This is a genomic window from Actinomycetospora aeridis (assembly GCF_037400275.1).
GTDB classification, from domain to species: domain Bacteria; phylum Actinomycetota; class Actinomycetes; order Mycobacteriales; family Pseudonocardiaceae; genus Actinomycetospora; species Actinomycetospora aeridis.
The window spans coordinates 1-14549 of the sequence record NZ_JBBEGL010000012.1; the positions used below are offsets into that span (position 1 = coordinate 1).

Consider the following 14549-nt stretch of genomic DNA (forward strand, 5'->3'; position numbering starts at 1 on the left):
CGGTCCGGTGCGGGCGGGTTGAACCGCGGCCCACCAGGTCGCGGGCCCGTGCTTGATCGCCGGGGATGGTGGTGCGGATCCGGCGTCCGGGGCGCACGCCGGCCAGGCCCTGGGCGCGCATGAGCCGCTCCACGGTGCAGCGGGCCACCGGGATGTCCTCCCGATTGAGCTGGGCCCAGACCTTGCGAGCGCCGTAGACGCCGTAGTTCTCGGCGTGCACCCGCGCCACCTCGACGGCCACCTGCTCGTTTCGCTGCGCGGCGGGCGACGGCGCGGCCAGTGCACGTCGAGCGTCGTAATAGGTGGACGGGGCAATCGACACACCGAGTTCTCCCAGCACGGTGCAGATCGACTCGACGCCCCAACGCCGCCCGTCCGAGGTGTGGGCGGCGTGCTGCTCGATGAACCTCACGAGCGTCGCGGTGGCCGGTCGATCTCGGCCGCGAAGAAAGCCGACGCCGCCTTGAGGATGTCGTTGGCCCGCTTGAGCTCGGCGTTCTCCCGGCGCAGCCGCTTGAGCTCGTCGGACTCCTCGCTCGTCGTCCCGGGCCGGACCCCACCGTCGATCTCGGCCTGACGGACCCACTTGCGCACCGTCTCCCCGGTGCCCACCCCGAGCTTCTCGGCGACCGCGTTCATCGCCGCCCACGACGACTCGTAATCCGCCCGAACCTCAGCGACCATGCGCACCGCTCGCTCCCGCAACTCCGGCGGATAGGGCGGCTGGGACCGACGTGTCATGACCAGATCTCCTCAGACGATCAGGTCTCCGGACACGCCGGGGCGGTTCAGCAAGCGACTCGACGGGCGGCGCGGAGCGTCCTAGCGTGGCGGCTGCAACCACAGTGTCGAGCGAGTTGCACCACCAAGCCAACGGCCGGTGGCGACCATCGACCCGCGAAGTGTGTGCGTCGGGATAACAGGATTAGAACCTGCGACCCCTTGACACCCAGGACGGCGGGCAAGCGGTTATCGCAGGTCAGGTCGTGTGTAGGAGTAGAACCGCGGAGTCAACTGCGCAGGTGCTTTGCCGTGCCGCGCAGGTCGTGTGGTCCCAAACTGGTCCCAAGAGGGCCAGCTTGGCCGTCAACGTCTCAGCGAGAGTTCGCGCACCGGTCGGAGTCAGTCCCCGTCTCGGCGAGTGGCGGACGAGCTTCCTTGCCGCGGCGTGGCTCTGAACATCGAGTCGTCGAGCGCCGACTCCACGGCGGTGAGGTCGCGACGCGCCCTCGGATTCCGAGGGAGCATCTCGCTTGCGAAGCAGCCCGCGGTGACCGCGTTGGCCCACATGCCACAACGGCCGACCTCACCGGAGGAGGTCGCACCGACCTTCAACTCGTGTGAAGGGCCGCTCTTCGCATCAGCCGAGTTCGGCTCGCGATCTCGTCGTCGCGAGACGTCCGACGAGCCGTACGACGGACCCGCAGGTGGGTCTGCCGACGTCGGTGGCCGGGAGCGGAGACCGTGAGGCTCAGCCTGTGAAGGGCTGCTCCGTGCCGACGGTGTCCACGTCGTGCGCAGCGTTGGTGGCCGCCCAGGCAGCGAGCAGTGCGAGGGCGTCGGCCGAGGGGCTGGCCGGTTCGGGGCTGTAGACGGTGAGCTGCAGGCCGGGGTCGGCGGTGATGGGCAGGGTCTCGTAGCCCAGTTCGAGCGCACCGACGACGGGATGGTGGAAGCGCTTGGTGCCGGTCCGGTGCAGCCGCACGTTGTGCTTGGCCCAGCCGACGCGGAACTCCTCGCTGCGGGTGGACAGCTCCCCCACGAGGTCCTGGATGCCGCGGTCGTAGGGGTCGCGCCCGGCGGCGGTGCGCAGGTTGTTCACCGCCACGTCGGCCATCCACTCCCAGTCGGGGTAGAAGTCGTGCGCGGCGGGGTCGAGGAAGCAGAACCGCGCGAAGTTGACCGGGTGTGACGGGTCGGGGCGCTGCGGGTCGGGGTAGAGCGGGGCGTAGAAGGCGTAGCCCAGCGCGTTCGCGGCCACGAGGTCCTGGCGGGCGTTGCCCACGATCCCGGGCACGCTCAGCGCGTCGAGCAGCCGCTGGACCATCGGCCGCACGGTCGTGGCCCGCTTCGGAGGACGGCGGCGCTGGGGACTGGTCGAGACGCTGCGGTGCAGGTCGGCGAGGTGCGAGCGCTCGGCGTCGTCGAGCTGCAGCGCCGCGGCGACCGCCTCGAGCACCGACTCCGAGACGCCGCCGACCTTCCCGCGCTCGAGCTGGGTGTAGTAGTCGACCGACAGCCCCGCCAGCGTCGCGACCTCCTGGCGGCGCAGCCCCGGGACGCGACGCTTGGCCGCGTCGTAGACCGGCAGACCGACCTGGTCCGGAGTGATCCGGGCGCGCCGCGAAGCCAGGAACTCCCCCAGCTCGACGCGGTGGTCGGAGGGCTGTGACATGCCTCGACGGTACGGGGTGGACGGCGCCCGTGCGGGGTGCCGATCAGGGGGGTGCTGCCGGCACCCCCCTCGCGGCACCCCCGCAACCGCCGCCTGCCACCGGCGGCGCGCGAGGCGTTGTGTGGGGCTCGCACCACCGACGGTTCTGAGAGGAAACGATGAAGGCGACCCTGATGTACGGCGCCGGCGACGTCCGCGTCGAGGACGTGCCCGACCCCGTCATCCAGCAGCCCACCGACGCGCTCGTGCGGATCACCACGTCCTGCGTCTGCGGCAGCGACCTGCACCCCTACGGCTCGATGTCCCCCGAGAGCGGTCCGGTGCGCATGGGCCACGAGTTCCTGGGCGTCGTCGAGGAGACCGGAGCCGAGGTGTCGACGCTCAAGGCCGGCGACCTCGTCGTCGCGCCCTTCGCCTTCTCCGACGGCACGTGCGCGTTCTGCCGCGAGGGCCTGCACACCTCGTGCGTGCACGGCGGCTTCTGGGACGGGCTCGAGCAGGAGGGCGGGCAGGCCGAGGCCATCCGTGTCCCGCTCGCCGACGGGACCCTGGCGAAGCTGCCCGTCGAACCCGACTCCGCGCTCGCGCCCTCATTGCTGACCCTGTCCGATGTGTTCGGCACCGGCTATCACGCCGCCGTGAGCGGCGGGGTGGACGCCGGCACGAGCGTCGCGGTCGTCGGCGACGGCGCCGTCGGCCTGCTCGCCGTGCTCTCGGCGAAGCTGCTGGGCGCCGAGCAGATCATCCTGATGGGCCGGCACAAGGTCCGTACCGATCTGGGTCGCGAGTTCGGCGCCACCGACGTCGTCGCCGAGCGCGGCGACGAGGGCATCGAGCGGGTCCGCGAGCTCACCCGGGGCGAGGGCGCCCACGTCGTCCTCGAGGCCGTCGGGTACCGTCCGGCCTACGAGCAGTCCTACGGCATCGTGCGCCCCGGCGGGACGATCAGCCGCGTCGGCGTGCCCCAGTACGAGGAGGCGCCCGTCGGGTTCGGCAGCCTCTTCGGCGGCAACATCACCCTCACCGGCGGGCCGGCCCCCACCCGCGCCTACATCGACACGCTGCTGCCGCGGGTGCTCGACGGCACCGTGGACCCCGGCAAGGTCTTCGACCGCACCGTCGGGATCGACCAGGTCCCCGACGGGTACCGGGCGATGGCCGACCGTGAGGCGCTCAATGTCCTCGTCACCCCCTGACACCTCGAGGAGAGCGTTCACCGCGGCCGAGCACCCGCGCGATGCGACGGTCGTCGTCGCGTCGGCCGGGGTGCTGATGACCCTGGTGGCGTTCACGACGCCGCTGGCGACGCTGGTCGCGACTGCGGACGGGCTCGGCGCGGACGCCGGGGCGCAGGCCTGGATCCTCAGCGCGATGAGCCTCGGGTGCGCGGCCGGGCTCATGGCCGCCGGCGCGATCGGCGACGAGCGCGGCCGGCGCCGGGTCTTCGTGCTCGGTGCCGCCGTGCTCGCCCTGGCCTCGCTGCTGGCCGGGCTCGCGCCCGGACCGATGTGGCTGGTGCTGATGCGCATCGCCCAGGGCCTCGGCGGCGCGGCGATGATGGCCTGCGGGCTGGGCCTGATCGGGCAGGCGTACCCGACGGGCCGGGCCCGCTCGCGCGCGACCGCGACCTGGGGCGCCGCGCTCGGGGCGGGCGTCGCTGTCGGTCCCGTCCTCGCCTCCGGGCTCGCCGCCCTGGGCGGGTGGCGGCTGCCCCACCTGGTGATCGCCGCCGCCGCGCTCGTGCTGGCGATCACGGGGCGGGCGCTGCTCGTCGAGTCCCGCGCGACGCACCCGCGCCCGCTGGACGTGCCGGGCACGCTGCTGCTCCCCCTCGGCGTCGCGGCGCTGCTCGCGGGGCTGGTGCAGGCGCGCAGCGTTGGTGCCTCGGCATCGACGGTCGCGCTGCTGGTCGCGGCGGTGCTGCTGCTCGCGGGCTTCGTGCTCGTCGAGCACCGCAGCCGCACGCCGATGCTCGACCTGGCGCTGTTCCGGCGCCCGGACTTCACCGGCGCCACGGTGGCCGCGCTCGGCGCCGGGGCGGGCGTGCTCGCGCTGTCGAACTTCGTGCCGACGGTGCTCGAGCGCGGCCTGGGCACGAGCGCGGTCCTGGCCTCGGTCGTCCTGCTGGCCTGGTCGGCGACCAGCGCGGTCACCGCCTACGCCGCCGGCTGGTTCCCCGACACCGTCACCCCGCGCGCCCTGCTCGTCGGCGGGCTCGTCGGCGTCGGCGTCGGGCAGTTCGCCCTGCTCGGGCTCGACGTCGACAGCTCGCCGGCGCGCCTCGTCCCCGGACTGCTGATCGCCGGCGCCGCCAACGGCGTGCTCAACGCCGCGCTCGGCCGCCAGGCCGTCGCCACCGTCCCGCCCGAGCGCACCGCGATGGGCTCGGGCGCCAACAACACCGCCCGCTACGTCGGCTCCGCGATCGGCATCGCCGCCTGCGCGGTGATCATCACCGGCGCCGGCACCGGCCCGTCCGCCGCGATCGCCGGCTGGGACGTCGCGGTCGTCGCCACGGGCGTCGTCTCCCTGGTCTGCGCCCTGATCGCGCTCGCCACCCGCGAGCGCACCCACCACCGAGGAAGGAAGACCACCTGATGGCCCAGCACCCGCTCGACCTCGCCCCGAAGCTCCAGGAGCTCAACACCGAGGTCCTCTTCGGCGACGTCTGGGAACGCCCCGAGCTGTCCAAGCGCGACCGCAGCCTGATCACCGTCGCGTCGCTGGTCTCGCAGTACCGGAGCGAGCAGCTCGGCTTCCACCTGAACCGCGCGCTCGAGAACGGCGTCACCCGCGACGAGCTGGTCGAGGCGATCACCCACCTCGCCTTCTACAGCGGCTGGCCCACCGCGGTCACGGCGCTCACCCGGCTGCAGGAGGTCCTCGGCGAGGACGCGTCATGAATCCGGCGACGACACCATCGAGACCCCGATGGTCACGCAGATGATCGACTCCGGGGACCTCGACCGCGCCACCGCCGAGGCCAACCAGCCCATCGCACGGCTCGGCACCGCCGAGGAGATAGCCACTGCCGTTCTCTGGCTGTGCGGTCCGGGCGCCTCGTTCGTCGGCGGCGTCGCTCTTCCCGTCGACGGCGGCTACACCGCCGTCTGACCATCCCGACAGGAGCACCCATGGAGCTCGAACCCGTCTCCCCCACCGCCAAGGCGCCGGCCGAACGCTTCACCGGCGACGTCTACGTCGACATCTTCCACACCCCCAAGGAGCCCTCGCGGCTGCTCGGGAGCCAGGTCCGCTTCACCCCCGGTGCGCGCACGAACTGGCACTCCCACGCGCTGGGGCAGCTGCTGCGCTGCACCGACGGCGAGGGGTTCGTCGTCAACCGCGACGGCACCGTCATCCGCATGCGCCCCGGCGACACCGTCTGGACCCCGCCCGGCGAGGAGCACTGGCACGGCGCCACCGAGGGCAACCTGATGTGTCACTACGCCCTGCTGGAGGGCACGGGCGACGGTGACGGGACCACCTGGCTCGAGCCCGTCACCGACGACCAGTACCGGCAGACACACCGCTCCTAGCGCGTCGCGGACGCGGCGGCGGCACCGTCCTCCGAGGCGCTCGAGGCCAGGCTGGCGCCGGAGCGGTCGCCCCGGACCGGACCTGGTTCGGCGATCCGGTCCCGACCGGCTACCCGGCCATGGTCGACGAGCTCCGGCTACTGCTCGACCGCGTCGCCGGCGCCACCCCGGATGCGGAGGTCGTCCTCCGCGGGGCCTAGGCAGCACGGAACGACGCATCAGCGGCGGCAGACCGGACGTGGTCGCCGGGACCCGCCGTGCGACGAGTCGACACGGGGCGCGGGGGCGCGGAGGAACTTGCCGCTAGGGAAGTACCGCGCGGCCAGTCCTGAGGGGACCTACGACGGATGTGGTGCACGGGCGCCGGCCGGTGGCGCGGCCAGATGCTTCCTTCGCCCATCGCTCGATCATCAGGTGCGCGAGGCCTGGATGATGGCAGAGAAGACACCGCCGGCGATCTCCTGGTTGACGGCGATCGCGACCTCGGCGAGGCCGGCCTGCCGGAGCTGGGTCACGTACTCAGCTCGAGGGAGGACCCCGGTGATCGCCCCGACCGATGCCGCCGCTTCGGCGACCGTCGCGTGGTCGGCATCGTCGTCCGCGACGAGGTCAGCGACGCCGAGGCGCCCGCCGGGGCGCACCACTCGCGCGATCTCACGGAACACCGCCGGCTTGTCCGTCGACAGGTTGATCACGCAGTTGGAGATGACGACGTCGACCGAAGCGTCGGGCAGCGGGATGGCCTCGATGTGCCCGCGCAGGAACTCGACGTTGGTGACGCCAGCGTCGGCGGCGTGGCCGCGGGCGAGGTCGAGCATCTCGTCGGTCATGTCCAGCCCGTAGGCGAACCCGTCGGGTCCGACGCGCCGGGCCGAGAGCAGCACATCGAGTCCGGCGCCGGACCCGAGGTCGAGCACGGTCTCCCCGGCGACGAGCTCGGCGACCGCGAGCGGGTTCCCGCACCCCAGGCTGGCCGCTCCCGCGGCCCCGGCGTCGGCGAGCTGGGCGGGATCGTAGGCGTCCCCGCACATGCCGGCCGGGTCGGACTGCGAACAGCTCGGGGTCTGGCCGGCGCGGACCTGGCCGGCCGCAGCGGCGTAGCGGGCCCGGACCCGCTCGCGCGCCACGGCCGACCCGTCCGCGGACTCGGTGGTCACGCGACGCACCCGCAGCCGGCGACGGTCTTGGCCTCGGTCACGGTCACGCCGGGTTCAGTGGCCTGCTCGTCGTGGGAGCAGCACGCGGTGACCCCACAGCACGCGGTCTGACCGGTCGCGGCCTCGGCGCCGGCGTCGTCGGGCATGGTCGTGATGATGCCGTCGGTGCCGTAGACCTGGGAGTCCTCCTTGACGGTGTAGACCTCCCACGGCTCCTGACCCGGTCCCTGCACCCACACCTTGTCCTGGCGCGCGTAGCAACAGGTGGTGTCGTCCTCGACCTGGGTGAACAGGCCCAGCTCGGACAGTCGTGCGGTGGCATCGTCGACCTCGGCGGTCGACGCGACCTCCACGCCCAGGTGGTCCATCACGGTCGGGCGGCCGGCCTCGCCTTCGAGCAGCACCAGCTTCAGCGGCGGTTCGGCGACCGCGAAGTTGGCGTAGCCGGGGCGGCGCTTGGCGGGCTCCACGCCGAAGAGATGGGAGTAGAAGCGGATCGAGCCCTCCAGGTCGGAGACCCGCAGGGCGAGCTGCACACGGGACATGGTGGTCCTCCTCGAACACAGCCGACACCTGTTTTGACGTCGGTCGAAGCAGAGGTTGCCTCGTGGTTCGACGAGCGTCAAGATAGACGTATGCCGAAGCAGGATCAGGTGCAGGAGCGGATGCTCGCCGACCTCGCCGCGGTCGTCGGGTGCTGCGAGCCGCTGGCCCGCGAGCCGCTCTCCGCCCAGCAGTCCACCGAGCTCGCGCGGGTGTTCAAGGCCATGGGCGACCCCGTGCGACTGCGCCTGCTCTCGCTCATCGCCTCCCATGCGGGCGGCGAGGCCTGCGTCTGCGATCTCACCGACGTGTTCGACCTGTCCGGCCCGACGATCAGCCACCACCTCAAGGTGCTGCGCGAGGCCGGGCTGATCACCGGCGAGCGCCGCGGCACCTGGGTCTACTACCGGGTGCGCCCCGAGCTGCTCGACCAGCTCTCGGCCGTGCTGGTGCCCGCTGCCCCCGACAGCCCCGCCGCGATGCCCGCCGACCGCGACGCGCTGCCGGTCGTCGACGCGTGAGCAGCGAGAACCTGACCTCGCGCGATCCCGCCGAGGCCGGCGTCGTCGCGAAGCTCTCCACTCTCGACCGGTTCCTGCCGGTCTGGATCCTCGCGGCGATGATCGTCGGTCTGCTGGCCGGCCGGCTCATCCCCGGCCTCGGCGAGGCCCTGGGCGCGGTCGCCGTCGACGGGGTCTCGCTCCCGATCGCGCTCGGGCTGCTGATCATGATGTACCCGGTGCTCGCGAAGGTCCGCTACGACCGCCTCGACACCGTCACCGGCGACCGCCGTCTGCTCGTCTCGTCGCTGGTGCTGAACTGGCTCATCGGGCCGGCGCTGATGTTCGCGCTCGCGTGGCTGCTGCTCCCGGACCTGCCCGAGTACCGGACCGGACTGATCATCGTCGGGCTCGCCCGCTGCATCGCCATGGTCATCATCTGGAACGACCTCGCCCGCGGTGACCGCGAAGCCGCCGCCGTGCTCGTCGCGCTCAACAGCGTGTTCCAGGTGATCGCCTTCGGCGCCCTCGGGTGGTTCTACCTCGCGGTCCTGCCCGGCTGGCTCGGCCTGCCCACCGCCGGGCTCGACGTCTCCGCCTGGGCCATCGTCCGCTCGGTGCTGATCTTCCTCGGCATCCCGCTGCTCGCGGGCTACCTCACCCGCCGGCTCGGGGAACGCGCTCGCGGCCGCGAGTGGTACGAGACCCGCTTCCTGCCCCGGATCGGGCCGTTCGCGCTCTACGGGCTGCTGTTCACCATCGTCGTGCTCTTCGCCCTGCAGGGCGACGCCATCACCAGCCGGCCCCTCGACGTCGTCCGGATCGCGCTGCCGCTGCTCATCTACTTCGCCGTGATGTGGGCCGGCTCCTACGCCCTCGGCCGCGCCGCCGGCCTGGGCTACGAGCGCACCACCACGCTCGCGTTCACCGCCGCCGGCAACAACTTCGAACTGGCCATCGCCGTCGCCATCGCCACGTTCGGCGCCACCTCAGGCCAGGCCCTCGCCGGCGTCGTCGGACCCCTCATCGAGGTCCCCGTCCTGGTCGCCCTGGTCTACGTCTCCCTCTGGCTGCGACGCCGGCTGTTCCCCACCACCGATCCCGCGCTCGAGGAGACCCGCCGTGCCTGACGTGCCCGAGGTGCTGTTCGTCTGCGTGCACAACGCCGGCCGCTCGCAGATGGCCGCCGCGCTGCTCGCCCACCGCGCCGCCGGAAAAGTCGCGGTCCGCTCCGCGGGCTCCGCCCCGGCCGACGAGGTCAACCCCGCCGTCCGGCAGGTGATGGAGGAGCTCGGCATCGACCTCTCCCAGGAGGTCCCCACCAAGCTCACCACCGCCGACGTCGACGCCGCCGACGTCGTCATCACCATGGGCTGCGGCGACGCCTGCCCGATCTTCCCCGGCAAGCGCTACCTCGACTGGGAACTCACCGACCCCGCCGGCAAGGGCATCGACGACGTCCGGCCGATCCGCGACGACATCGACCGCCGCGTCCGCGAGTTGCTGACCGAGCTCGTCCCCGCCACCACCCTGTGACCGCGGCCGATGCCGGTGTTCCCGTGCACATCCTCCGCAAGATCGTCGAGCACGGCTCGCGGCCACGACGCCGTCCTCCGGCGCCGGCGAGCTGCTGACCGTACGTACGCGGGTCCCGGGGCGGGCCGGCACTGCGGGCGGTGTCGCTCGTGCCCGCCTGTCTGGTCCCGAAGTGGTCCCGAACGATCGACAGGAAGATCCACTCGATGATCGGCACCCAGACAGACAAGGACCCCTCTGACCTGGAGGGATGCCCAAGTCGGAGGGGTCCGTCGTGTGCGTCGGGACGACAGGATTTGAACCTGCGACCCCTTGACCCCCAGAGGCTCGGATCGCGCCCACCACAGCTGCTACCAGCGACAACAGCGGCGCCCGACGCCGCAGAACTCGCACCACGGGCACCGAGCCGCAGGGTTTCGCACCACGACTCGCACCACGCCAGAGATCAACAAGTGCATGCCGAGAGCACCCAGCCGGATGGACTGGTGGCGTTCCGGCTGGCCGGGGTCGTCCGCGAGGTCTGCCTGGACGAGCCAGTCCCGACTCAGGCAGACGTCGAGGGACTGCTCGAGCTCAGCTCGGTGACGGCTGCGAGCGCGAGGACGACACCGAGCACCACGAGTCCGATGACCAGCGCCGGCAGGGCGTGCCCGACGAGCAGACCGAGCACGCCGACGAGGACGAGCACTCCGGCGGCGAGGTAGCGCGCGCGGGCCACCGCGCCGCTCCGCGATCGGAGGAACAGCACGTTGCCGGCGAGGTAGAGCAGCGGACCGCCGATCGAGGTGAGGACGAGTCCCGGCTCGGTCTCAGGGTGCGTGAGGTGCAGCTCGATGGACACGGCGAACAGGATCGCCCCCGCCACCATCAGGCCGTGGGCGTACGGGAACGCACCGCGCAGGGCGGCCGTGCTGCGGTCGCCGTGGCTGGCCGTGGTGTCGTCACCGGCGAGCGCGAAGTAGGACCACCACAGCCCGAACAGCCCGACGAAGCCGAGTACGGCGATCAGCACCGCGTACGCGTCGATCGACGGAAGCTCGGTGATGGTCAGCCCCATGATCAGGATCGACTCTCCGAGCGCGATGATGAAAACGAGACGGCTCCGCTCGGCGAGGTGCTCGGCGTCGGCGGGCCAGGTGTCCATCGGGGTGGAGCCCAGGCCCGGGACCCGGAACTCGACACGGGGTCCAAGGATGTCGATCGCCACCGCGACGGCCCACACCACGAGACGCGCACCGGCCGGCAGGAACGCGCCGGCGAGGAACAGCGCCGACGCGATCGCGCTGTAGACGAGCAGGTTGCGGTAGTTGCGCGACAGGACATGGCCGCGCAACGTGATCCACATGAAGGCTGGCCGACCGACCTGGGCGACGGCGTAGCAACCCGCGAAGACCAGACCCCCGCCACCGAACGCGGACGGCAGGGCCAGCGCCATGCCGAAGGCGGCCAGCATCAGCACCGCGTTGAGGATCCGCACCGCGCTGCGGCGAGGATCGAGGTAATTCATCGCCCACGTGGTGTAGTTCCACACCCACCACACCGCCGCGAAGAGCAGGGCGGTCTCAAGGGCGCCCAGGGCGGTCAGGTGCGCCAACAGCGTGTGCGAGACCTGGACGATGGCGAAGACGTAGACCAGGTCGAAGAACAGCTCGATCGGCGCCACCGTGGCGTGGCCCGCACCCTCCGGCCGCAGCAGCTGTGGCCGGCCTTCCTGCGTCGTCATCGGGCTCCTCGCAGCGGCGGTCCTGTGCGGGAGCGGAGAGTAGCGAGCACCACGGCGTCAGAACTCGATGACCGCCTTGCCTCGCTCCTGCTTGTCGAACACCCGGTAGGCCTCGTCGGCCTGGTCGATACTCCAGCGGTCGGTGAAGAGCTTGTCGACGTCGATGCCGTGGTCGGCCACGAACCGGGCGCATTCCGCGAGCCCGACGTTGGAGAACGTGTACGTGCCGTAGATCGTGATCTGCTTGATCACGATGTCGGGGGCGACGTCGAGGGTGAGCTCGCCGCCGAGGCCGACCATCGCGGAACGGCCCCACACGGCCAGGCACCGTACGGCCGCCGCCCGGGCGGGCGGCGCGCCGGAGCACTCGATCGACACGGTGGCACCACGGCCGCCGGTCAGCTCCTTGATCGCCGCGACGGCGTCGGTCTGTGCGGAGTTGACCACGTGGTGGGCGCCGAACTCGCCGGCCCGCTCCAGCTTGGCGTCGGCGACGTCGACGGCGATGACCGTCGCGCCCATCGCCGTCGCGAACTGCACACAGGACTGGCCGATCGGCCCGATCCCGAACACGGCCACGGTGTCGGCGGCCGTGACCCCGGTGCGGCGCAGCGCGCCGTAGGCCGTGCCGGTCCCGCAGGCGATGGCCGCGCCGGCCGAGAAGCTGATCGCCTCGGGCAGGTGCACCAGAGTGCGGGCCGGGGCGAGCATGTGGTGCGCGTGGCCGCCGTGCGCGGTGGCTCCGTAGATCGTCGCGCCCTGCGGGCACATCTGCGTCCAGCCGCTGCGGCAGAGGTCGCAGTGCCCGCAGCCGTCGTAGTGGAACTGCATGACACGATCGCCGACCTTGAAGGCGCGCGGGTCGACGTCGGCACCGACCTCGGCGACGACACCGCACGGTTCGTGGCCGGCGATAATCGACGGCACGCCCTCGACCCCGCGCTCGTCGAAGCTCTTGAAGCCCAGCGCCTTCAGCGCGGCACCGGGCGGGTCGCGGTAGAACTTCAGATCGCTGCCGCACAGGCCCGACGCCTTGATGTCGATCACGACGTCGTCCGGGCCCGGCTTCGGGTCGGGGAAGTCCATGACCTCCAGCTGCTTGTCGCCGGCGAAGACGACGCCCCTCATCGGGTGCCCGCCATCATGGTCGCGACGATCAGGACCGGCTCGTCGGTGCGGTTGCTCCAGATGTGTTTCACCCCGCGGGTCACGAACGTGTCGCCCTCGCGCAGCAGCGTCTCGCCCGTCTCCATCACGGCGTACAGCTCGCCCTTGATGACGGTCACGACGTCGACCGTGTCGGTCTCGTGCCACACCCCGGCCGCGCCGTCCTCGGCGCCGCCGTGGGAGTCGCCACCACCGAAGTCGTCCAGGGAGGCGGCGTAGGCCGCGGCGTCGAACTCGCTGTCGGGCGGGAAGCTCGCCAGCCGGACGACCAGGCCGCTCTTCGGCGGGTCGATGACCGGGTTCTCGCCGAGCGTGGACGCGGCGCCGACTTCGGCGGGAACGGCATCGACCTGCCAGGTGTCCATCACCGTGAACCCGGGGGCGGCGATCCGTGTGGCGGTGTTCCCGTCACTGACGATGGTCGACTTCCCGCTCTCGTCGAGTCCCGAGACGACGACGCGCGCCTGGGCTTCGAGGTGCTTGCCTGCCATGTCGGTCTCCTTCAGCTGCTCAGGATCAGGTCTCGCGGGAGACCCACGGACTTGAGCTCGACGTACGCGTCGAACCCTTCGGGACCGGCCTCCCGGCCGATCCCGCTGGACTTGAAGCCGCCGATGGGCGCGTGGAAGCCCACCGGGCTGCCGTTGACCTCGACGGTGCCGGTGCGCAGGCGGGACGCGACGGCGACGCCGCGGCCGGGGTCGGCGGTGAACACCGACCCGTTGAGCCCGTAGGTGGAGTCGTTCGCGATCGCGACGGCCTGGTCCTCGTCGTCGTAGGCCAGGACCGAGACCACGGGCCCGAAGATCTCTTCTTGGGAGATCGTCATCTCCGTGGCGACGTCGGCGAAGATCGTGGGCTCGACGAAGAACCCGTCGTGGAGTCCGGCGGGCCGCCCGCCCCCGGTGACGAGCCGCGCGCCCTGGTCGCGACCGGCCGCGATGTAGCCCTCGACCCGTGCGCGCTGACGCTCGCTCACCATCGGGCCGATCTGGGTGGCCGGGTCCATCGGGTCGCCGACGGGCATGCTCGCCACGACCGCCCCGAAGGCGTCGAGGAACTCCTCCTGGCGCGACCGGGGCACGACGACGCGCGTCTTGAGGCTGCACACCTGGCCGCTGTTGCGGAAGGAGCCGATGCGCAGCGACTCCGCCGCGGCCGCGACGTCGGCGTCGTCGAGCAACACTGCGGCCGACTTGCCGCCGAGCTCGAGCGTCACGCGCTTGAGGTCGTGCCCGCAGAGCGAAGCGATCCGGCGCCCGGCGGCGGTCGAGCCCGTGAACGCCACCTTGTCGACCCCCGGGTGCGTCACGAGGTGCTCGCTGACCTCGCGATCGGCCGGGACGACGTTGACGACCCCCTCCGGCAGCCCGGCCTCGGCCAGCAGCTCGGCGAGTAGGTAGGCGTCGAGCGGGGTCTCCGGGGCCGGCTTGAGGACGACGGTGCACCCCGCCAGCAGGGCCGGGGCGAGCTTCATGACCGAGATGAGCAGCGGCGCGTTCCAGGGCACGACCGCGGCCACGACGCCGACGGGCTCGCGCAGCACGAGCGCGCGGCCGGTGACGGCCTCGCGCTCGGAGCGCCAGGGGTAGTTCGGCGCGAGCTCGAGAAAGCTGTCGAGGAGCACCTTCGGCCCGGCGGCCTGCATCGAGCGCGACAGCGTGATCGGGCAGCCCATCTCGCTCGTCACGAGGCCGGCGATCTCGTCGGCGCGCTTGCCGAGGAGCTCACTGAGACGACCGAGGACCTCGGCCCGCTCGTCCACCGTGCGGCGTGGCCAGTCCCCGAGATCGAACGCCCGCCGAGCGGCCGCGACGGCGTCGTCGACGTCCGCGGCGGACGCCGCCGGCACGCGCGCGATCACCTCACCGGTGAACGGAGAGGTGACCGCGAGCAGGTCGCTCCCCTGCGGCTCGACCCACCGTCCCCCGATGAAGAACGTCGAGTAATCCTGCACCGCTTCATCCCCTCGCTGTGACCCGAACCACT

General features: G+C 72.0%; 15 protein-coding genes and 1 pseudogene. 8 read left to right on the plus strand and 8 right to left on the minus strand.

Annotated elements, in window-relative coordinates:
* Both WCD41_RS27765 and WCD41_RS27770 read right to left on the minus strand, forming a co-directional pair.
* Positions 1–741, minus strand: a pseudogene (locus WCD41_RS27765) (IS3 family transposase); the annotation flags it as partial.
* Between the two features lie 730 nt (positions 742–1471).
* Positions 1472–2395 carry a helix-turn-helix transcriptional regulator gene (locus tag WCD41_RS27770; protein ID WP_337718488.1) on the minus strand — a complete coding sequence of 308 codons (924 nt, stop codon included), beginning with the start codon at positions 2393–2395 and terminating at the stop codon, positions 1472–1474.
* 158 nt (positions 2396–2553) lie between these two features.
* Between WCD41_RS27770 and WCD41_RS27775 the strand changes: the two genes are divergently transcribed.
* From WCD41_RS27775 to WCD41_RS27795, 5 genes are read left to right on the plus strand one after another with little or no spacing between them, the layout of a single operon-like run.
* Complete coding sequence (locus WCD41_RS27775; protein WP_337718489.1) at positions 2554–3591, plus strand: zinc-binding dehydrogenase; 1038 nt, start codon at positions 2554–2556, stop codon at positions 3589–3591.
* Positions 3572–4993, plus strand: a complete 1422-nt coding sequence (locus tag WCD41_RS27780) for an MFS transporter (protein WP_337718490.1) — start codon at positions 3572–3574, stop codon at positions 4991–4993. The genes WCD41_RS27775 and WCD41_RS27780 overlap by 20 nt, the downstream gene beginning before the upstream one ends.
* Positions 4993–5298: a carboxymuconolactone decarboxylase family protein gene (locus WCD41_RS27785; RefSeq protein WP_337718491.1), complete on the plus strand. Its 306-nt coding sequence runs from the start codon at positions 4993–4995 to the stop codon at positions 5296–5298. The genes WCD41_RS27780 and WCD41_RS27785 overlap by 1 nt, the downstream gene beginning before the upstream one ends.
* A gap of 16 nt (positions 5299–5314) precedes the next feature.
* Positions 5315–5509 (plus strand): SDR family oxidoreductase, encoded by a 195-nt coding sequence (locus tag WCD41_RS27790; RefSeq protein ID WP_337718579.1) that lies wholly within the window; start codon positions 5315–5317, stop codon positions 5507–5509.
* A gap of 20 nt (positions 5510–5529) precedes the next feature.
* Positions 5530–5934, plus strand: a complete 405-nt coding sequence (locus WCD41_RS27795; protein ID WP_337718492.1) for a (R)-mandelonitrile lyase — start codon at positions 5530–5532, stop codon at positions 5932–5934.
* Positions 5935–6344: 410 nt separating this feature from the next.
* Here the strand turns inward: WCD41_RS27795 and WCD41_RS27800 are convergent, their stop codons facing one another.
* Together WCD41_RS27800 and WCD41_RS27805 are read right to left on the minus strand one after the other, a co-directional pair.
* Positions 6345–7091, minus strand: a complete 747-nt coding sequence (locus WCD41_RS27800; RefSeq protein ID WP_337718493.1) for a methyltransferase domain-containing protein — start codon at positions 7089–7091, stop codon at positions 6345–6347.
* The gene (locus tag WCD41_RS27805; protein ID WP_337718494.1) at positions 7088–7636 is read right to left on the minus strand and encodes an ArsI/CadI family heavy metal resistance metalloenzyme; all 549 of its coding nucleotides are present in this window, start codon (positions 7634–7636) and stop codon (positions 7088–7090) included. The genes WCD41_RS27800 and WCD41_RS27805 overlap by 4 nt, the downstream gene beginning before the upstream one ends.
* Positions 7637–7726: 90 nt before the next feature.
* Between WCD41_RS27805 and WCD41_RS27810 the strand changes: the two genes are divergently transcribed.
* Genes WCD41_RS27810 through WCD41_RS27820 form a run of 3 tightly spaced genes read left to right on the plus strand, consistent with a single transcriptional unit; the run spans position 7727 to position 9670 of the window.
* Positions 7727–8155, plus strand: coding sequence for an ArsR/SmtB family transcription factor (locus WCD41_RS27810; protein WP_337718495.1), 429 nt, complete (start codon positions 7727–7729; stop codon positions 8153–8155).
* Positions 8152–9264, plus strand: a complete 1113-nt coding sequence (arsB, locus tag WCD41_RS27815) for an ACR3 family arsenite efflux transporter (protein WP_373695209.1) — start codon at positions 8152–8154, stop codon at positions 9262–9264. Before WCD41_RS27810 ends, arsB begins: the two co-directional genes overlap by 4 nt.
* Positions 9257–9670 (plus strand): arsenate reductase ArsC, encoded by a 414-nt coding sequence (locus WCD41_RS27820; protein ID WP_337718496.1) that lies wholly within the window; start codon positions 9257–9259, stop codon positions 9668–9670. The genes arsB and WCD41_RS27820 overlap by 8 nt, the downstream gene beginning before the upstream one ends.
* Before the next feature lie 544 nt (positions 9671–10214).
* Here WCD41_RS27820 and WCD41_RS27825 read toward each other — a convergent pair.
* Genes WCD41_RS27825 through WCD41_RS27840 form a run of 4 tightly spaced genes read right to left on the minus strand, consistent with a single transcriptional unit; the run spans position 10215 to position 14517 of the window.
* Positions 10215–11393 carry a low temperature requirement protein A gene (locus tag WCD41_RS27825; protein ID WP_337718497.1) on the minus strand — a complete coding sequence of 393 codons (1179 nt, stop codon included), beginning with the start codon at positions 11391–11393 and terminating at the stop codon, positions 10215–10217.
* 57 nt (positions 11394–11450) lie between these two features.
* A complete protein-coding gene (locus WCD41_RS27830) occupies positions 11451–12521 on the minus strand; it encodes a zinc-dependent alcohol dehydrogenase family protein (protein ID WP_337718498.1) in 1071 nt (356 codons plus the stop codon).
* On the minus strand, positions 12518–13051 hold the full coding sequence (locus WCD41_RS27835; protein ID WP_337718499.1) for a cupin domain-containing protein: 534 nt from the start codon (positions 13049–13051) through the stop codon (positions 12518–12520). The genes WCD41_RS27830 and WCD41_RS27835 overlap by 4 nt, the downstream gene beginning before the upstream one ends.
* Before the next feature lie 11 nt (positions 13052–13062).
* Positions 13063–14517 carry an aldehyde dehydrogenase gene (locus WCD41_RS27840; protein WP_337718500.1) on the minus strand — a complete coding sequence of 485 codons (1455 nt, stop codon included), beginning with the start codon at positions 14515–14517 and terminating at the stop codon, positions 13063–13065.
* Positions 14518–14549 lie beyond the last annotated feature (32 nt).

What these genes read in the sequence shown, in the direction of transcription:
- WCD41_RS27830 (WP_337718498.1), bottom strand. Translation starts at nt 12,521, where the DNA reads ATGAGGGGCGTCGTCTTCGCCGGCGACAAGCAGCTGGAGGTCATGGAC.
- WCD41_RS27785 (WP_337718491.1), top strand. Translation starts at nt 4,993, where the DNA reads ATGGCCCAGCACCCGCTCGACCTCGCCCCGAAGCTCCAGGAGCTCAAC.
- WCD41_RS27835 (WP_337718499.1), bottom strand. Translation starts at nt 13,051, where the DNA reads ATGGCAGGCAAGCACCTCGAAGCCCAGGCGCGCGTCGTCGTCTCGGGA.
- WCD41_RS27770 (WP_337718488.1), bottom strand. Translation starts at nt 2,395, where the DNA reads ATGTCACAGCCCTCCGACCACCGCGTCGAGCTGGGGGAGTTCCTGGCT.
- WCD41_RS27795 (WP_337718492.1), top strand. Translation starts at nt 5,530, where the DNA reads ATGGAGCTCGAACCCGTCTCCCCCACCGCCAAGGCGCCGGCCGAACGC.
- WCD41_RS27825 (WP_337718497.1), bottom strand. Translation starts at nt 11,393, where the DNA reads ATGACGACGCAGGAAGGCCGGCCACAGCTGCTGCGGCCGGAGGGTGCG.
- WCD41_RS27780 (WP_337718490.1), top strand. Translation starts at nt 3,572, where the DNA reads ATGTCCTCGTCACCCCCTGACACCTCGAGGAGAGCGTTCACCGCGGCC.
- WCD41_RS27775 (WP_337718489.1), top strand. Translation starts at nt 2,554, where the DNA reads ATGAAGGCGACCCTGATGTACGGCGCCGGCGACGTCCGCGTCGAGGAC.
- WCD41_RS27805 (WP_337718494.1), bottom strand. Translation starts at nt 7,636, where the DNA reads ATGTCCCGTGTGCAGCTCGCCCTGCGGGTCTCCGACCTGGAGGGCTCG.
- WCD41_RS27810 (WP_337718495.1), top strand. Translation starts at nt 7,727, where the DNA reads ATGCCGAAGCAGGATCAGGTGCAGGAGCGGATGCTCGCCGACCTCGCC.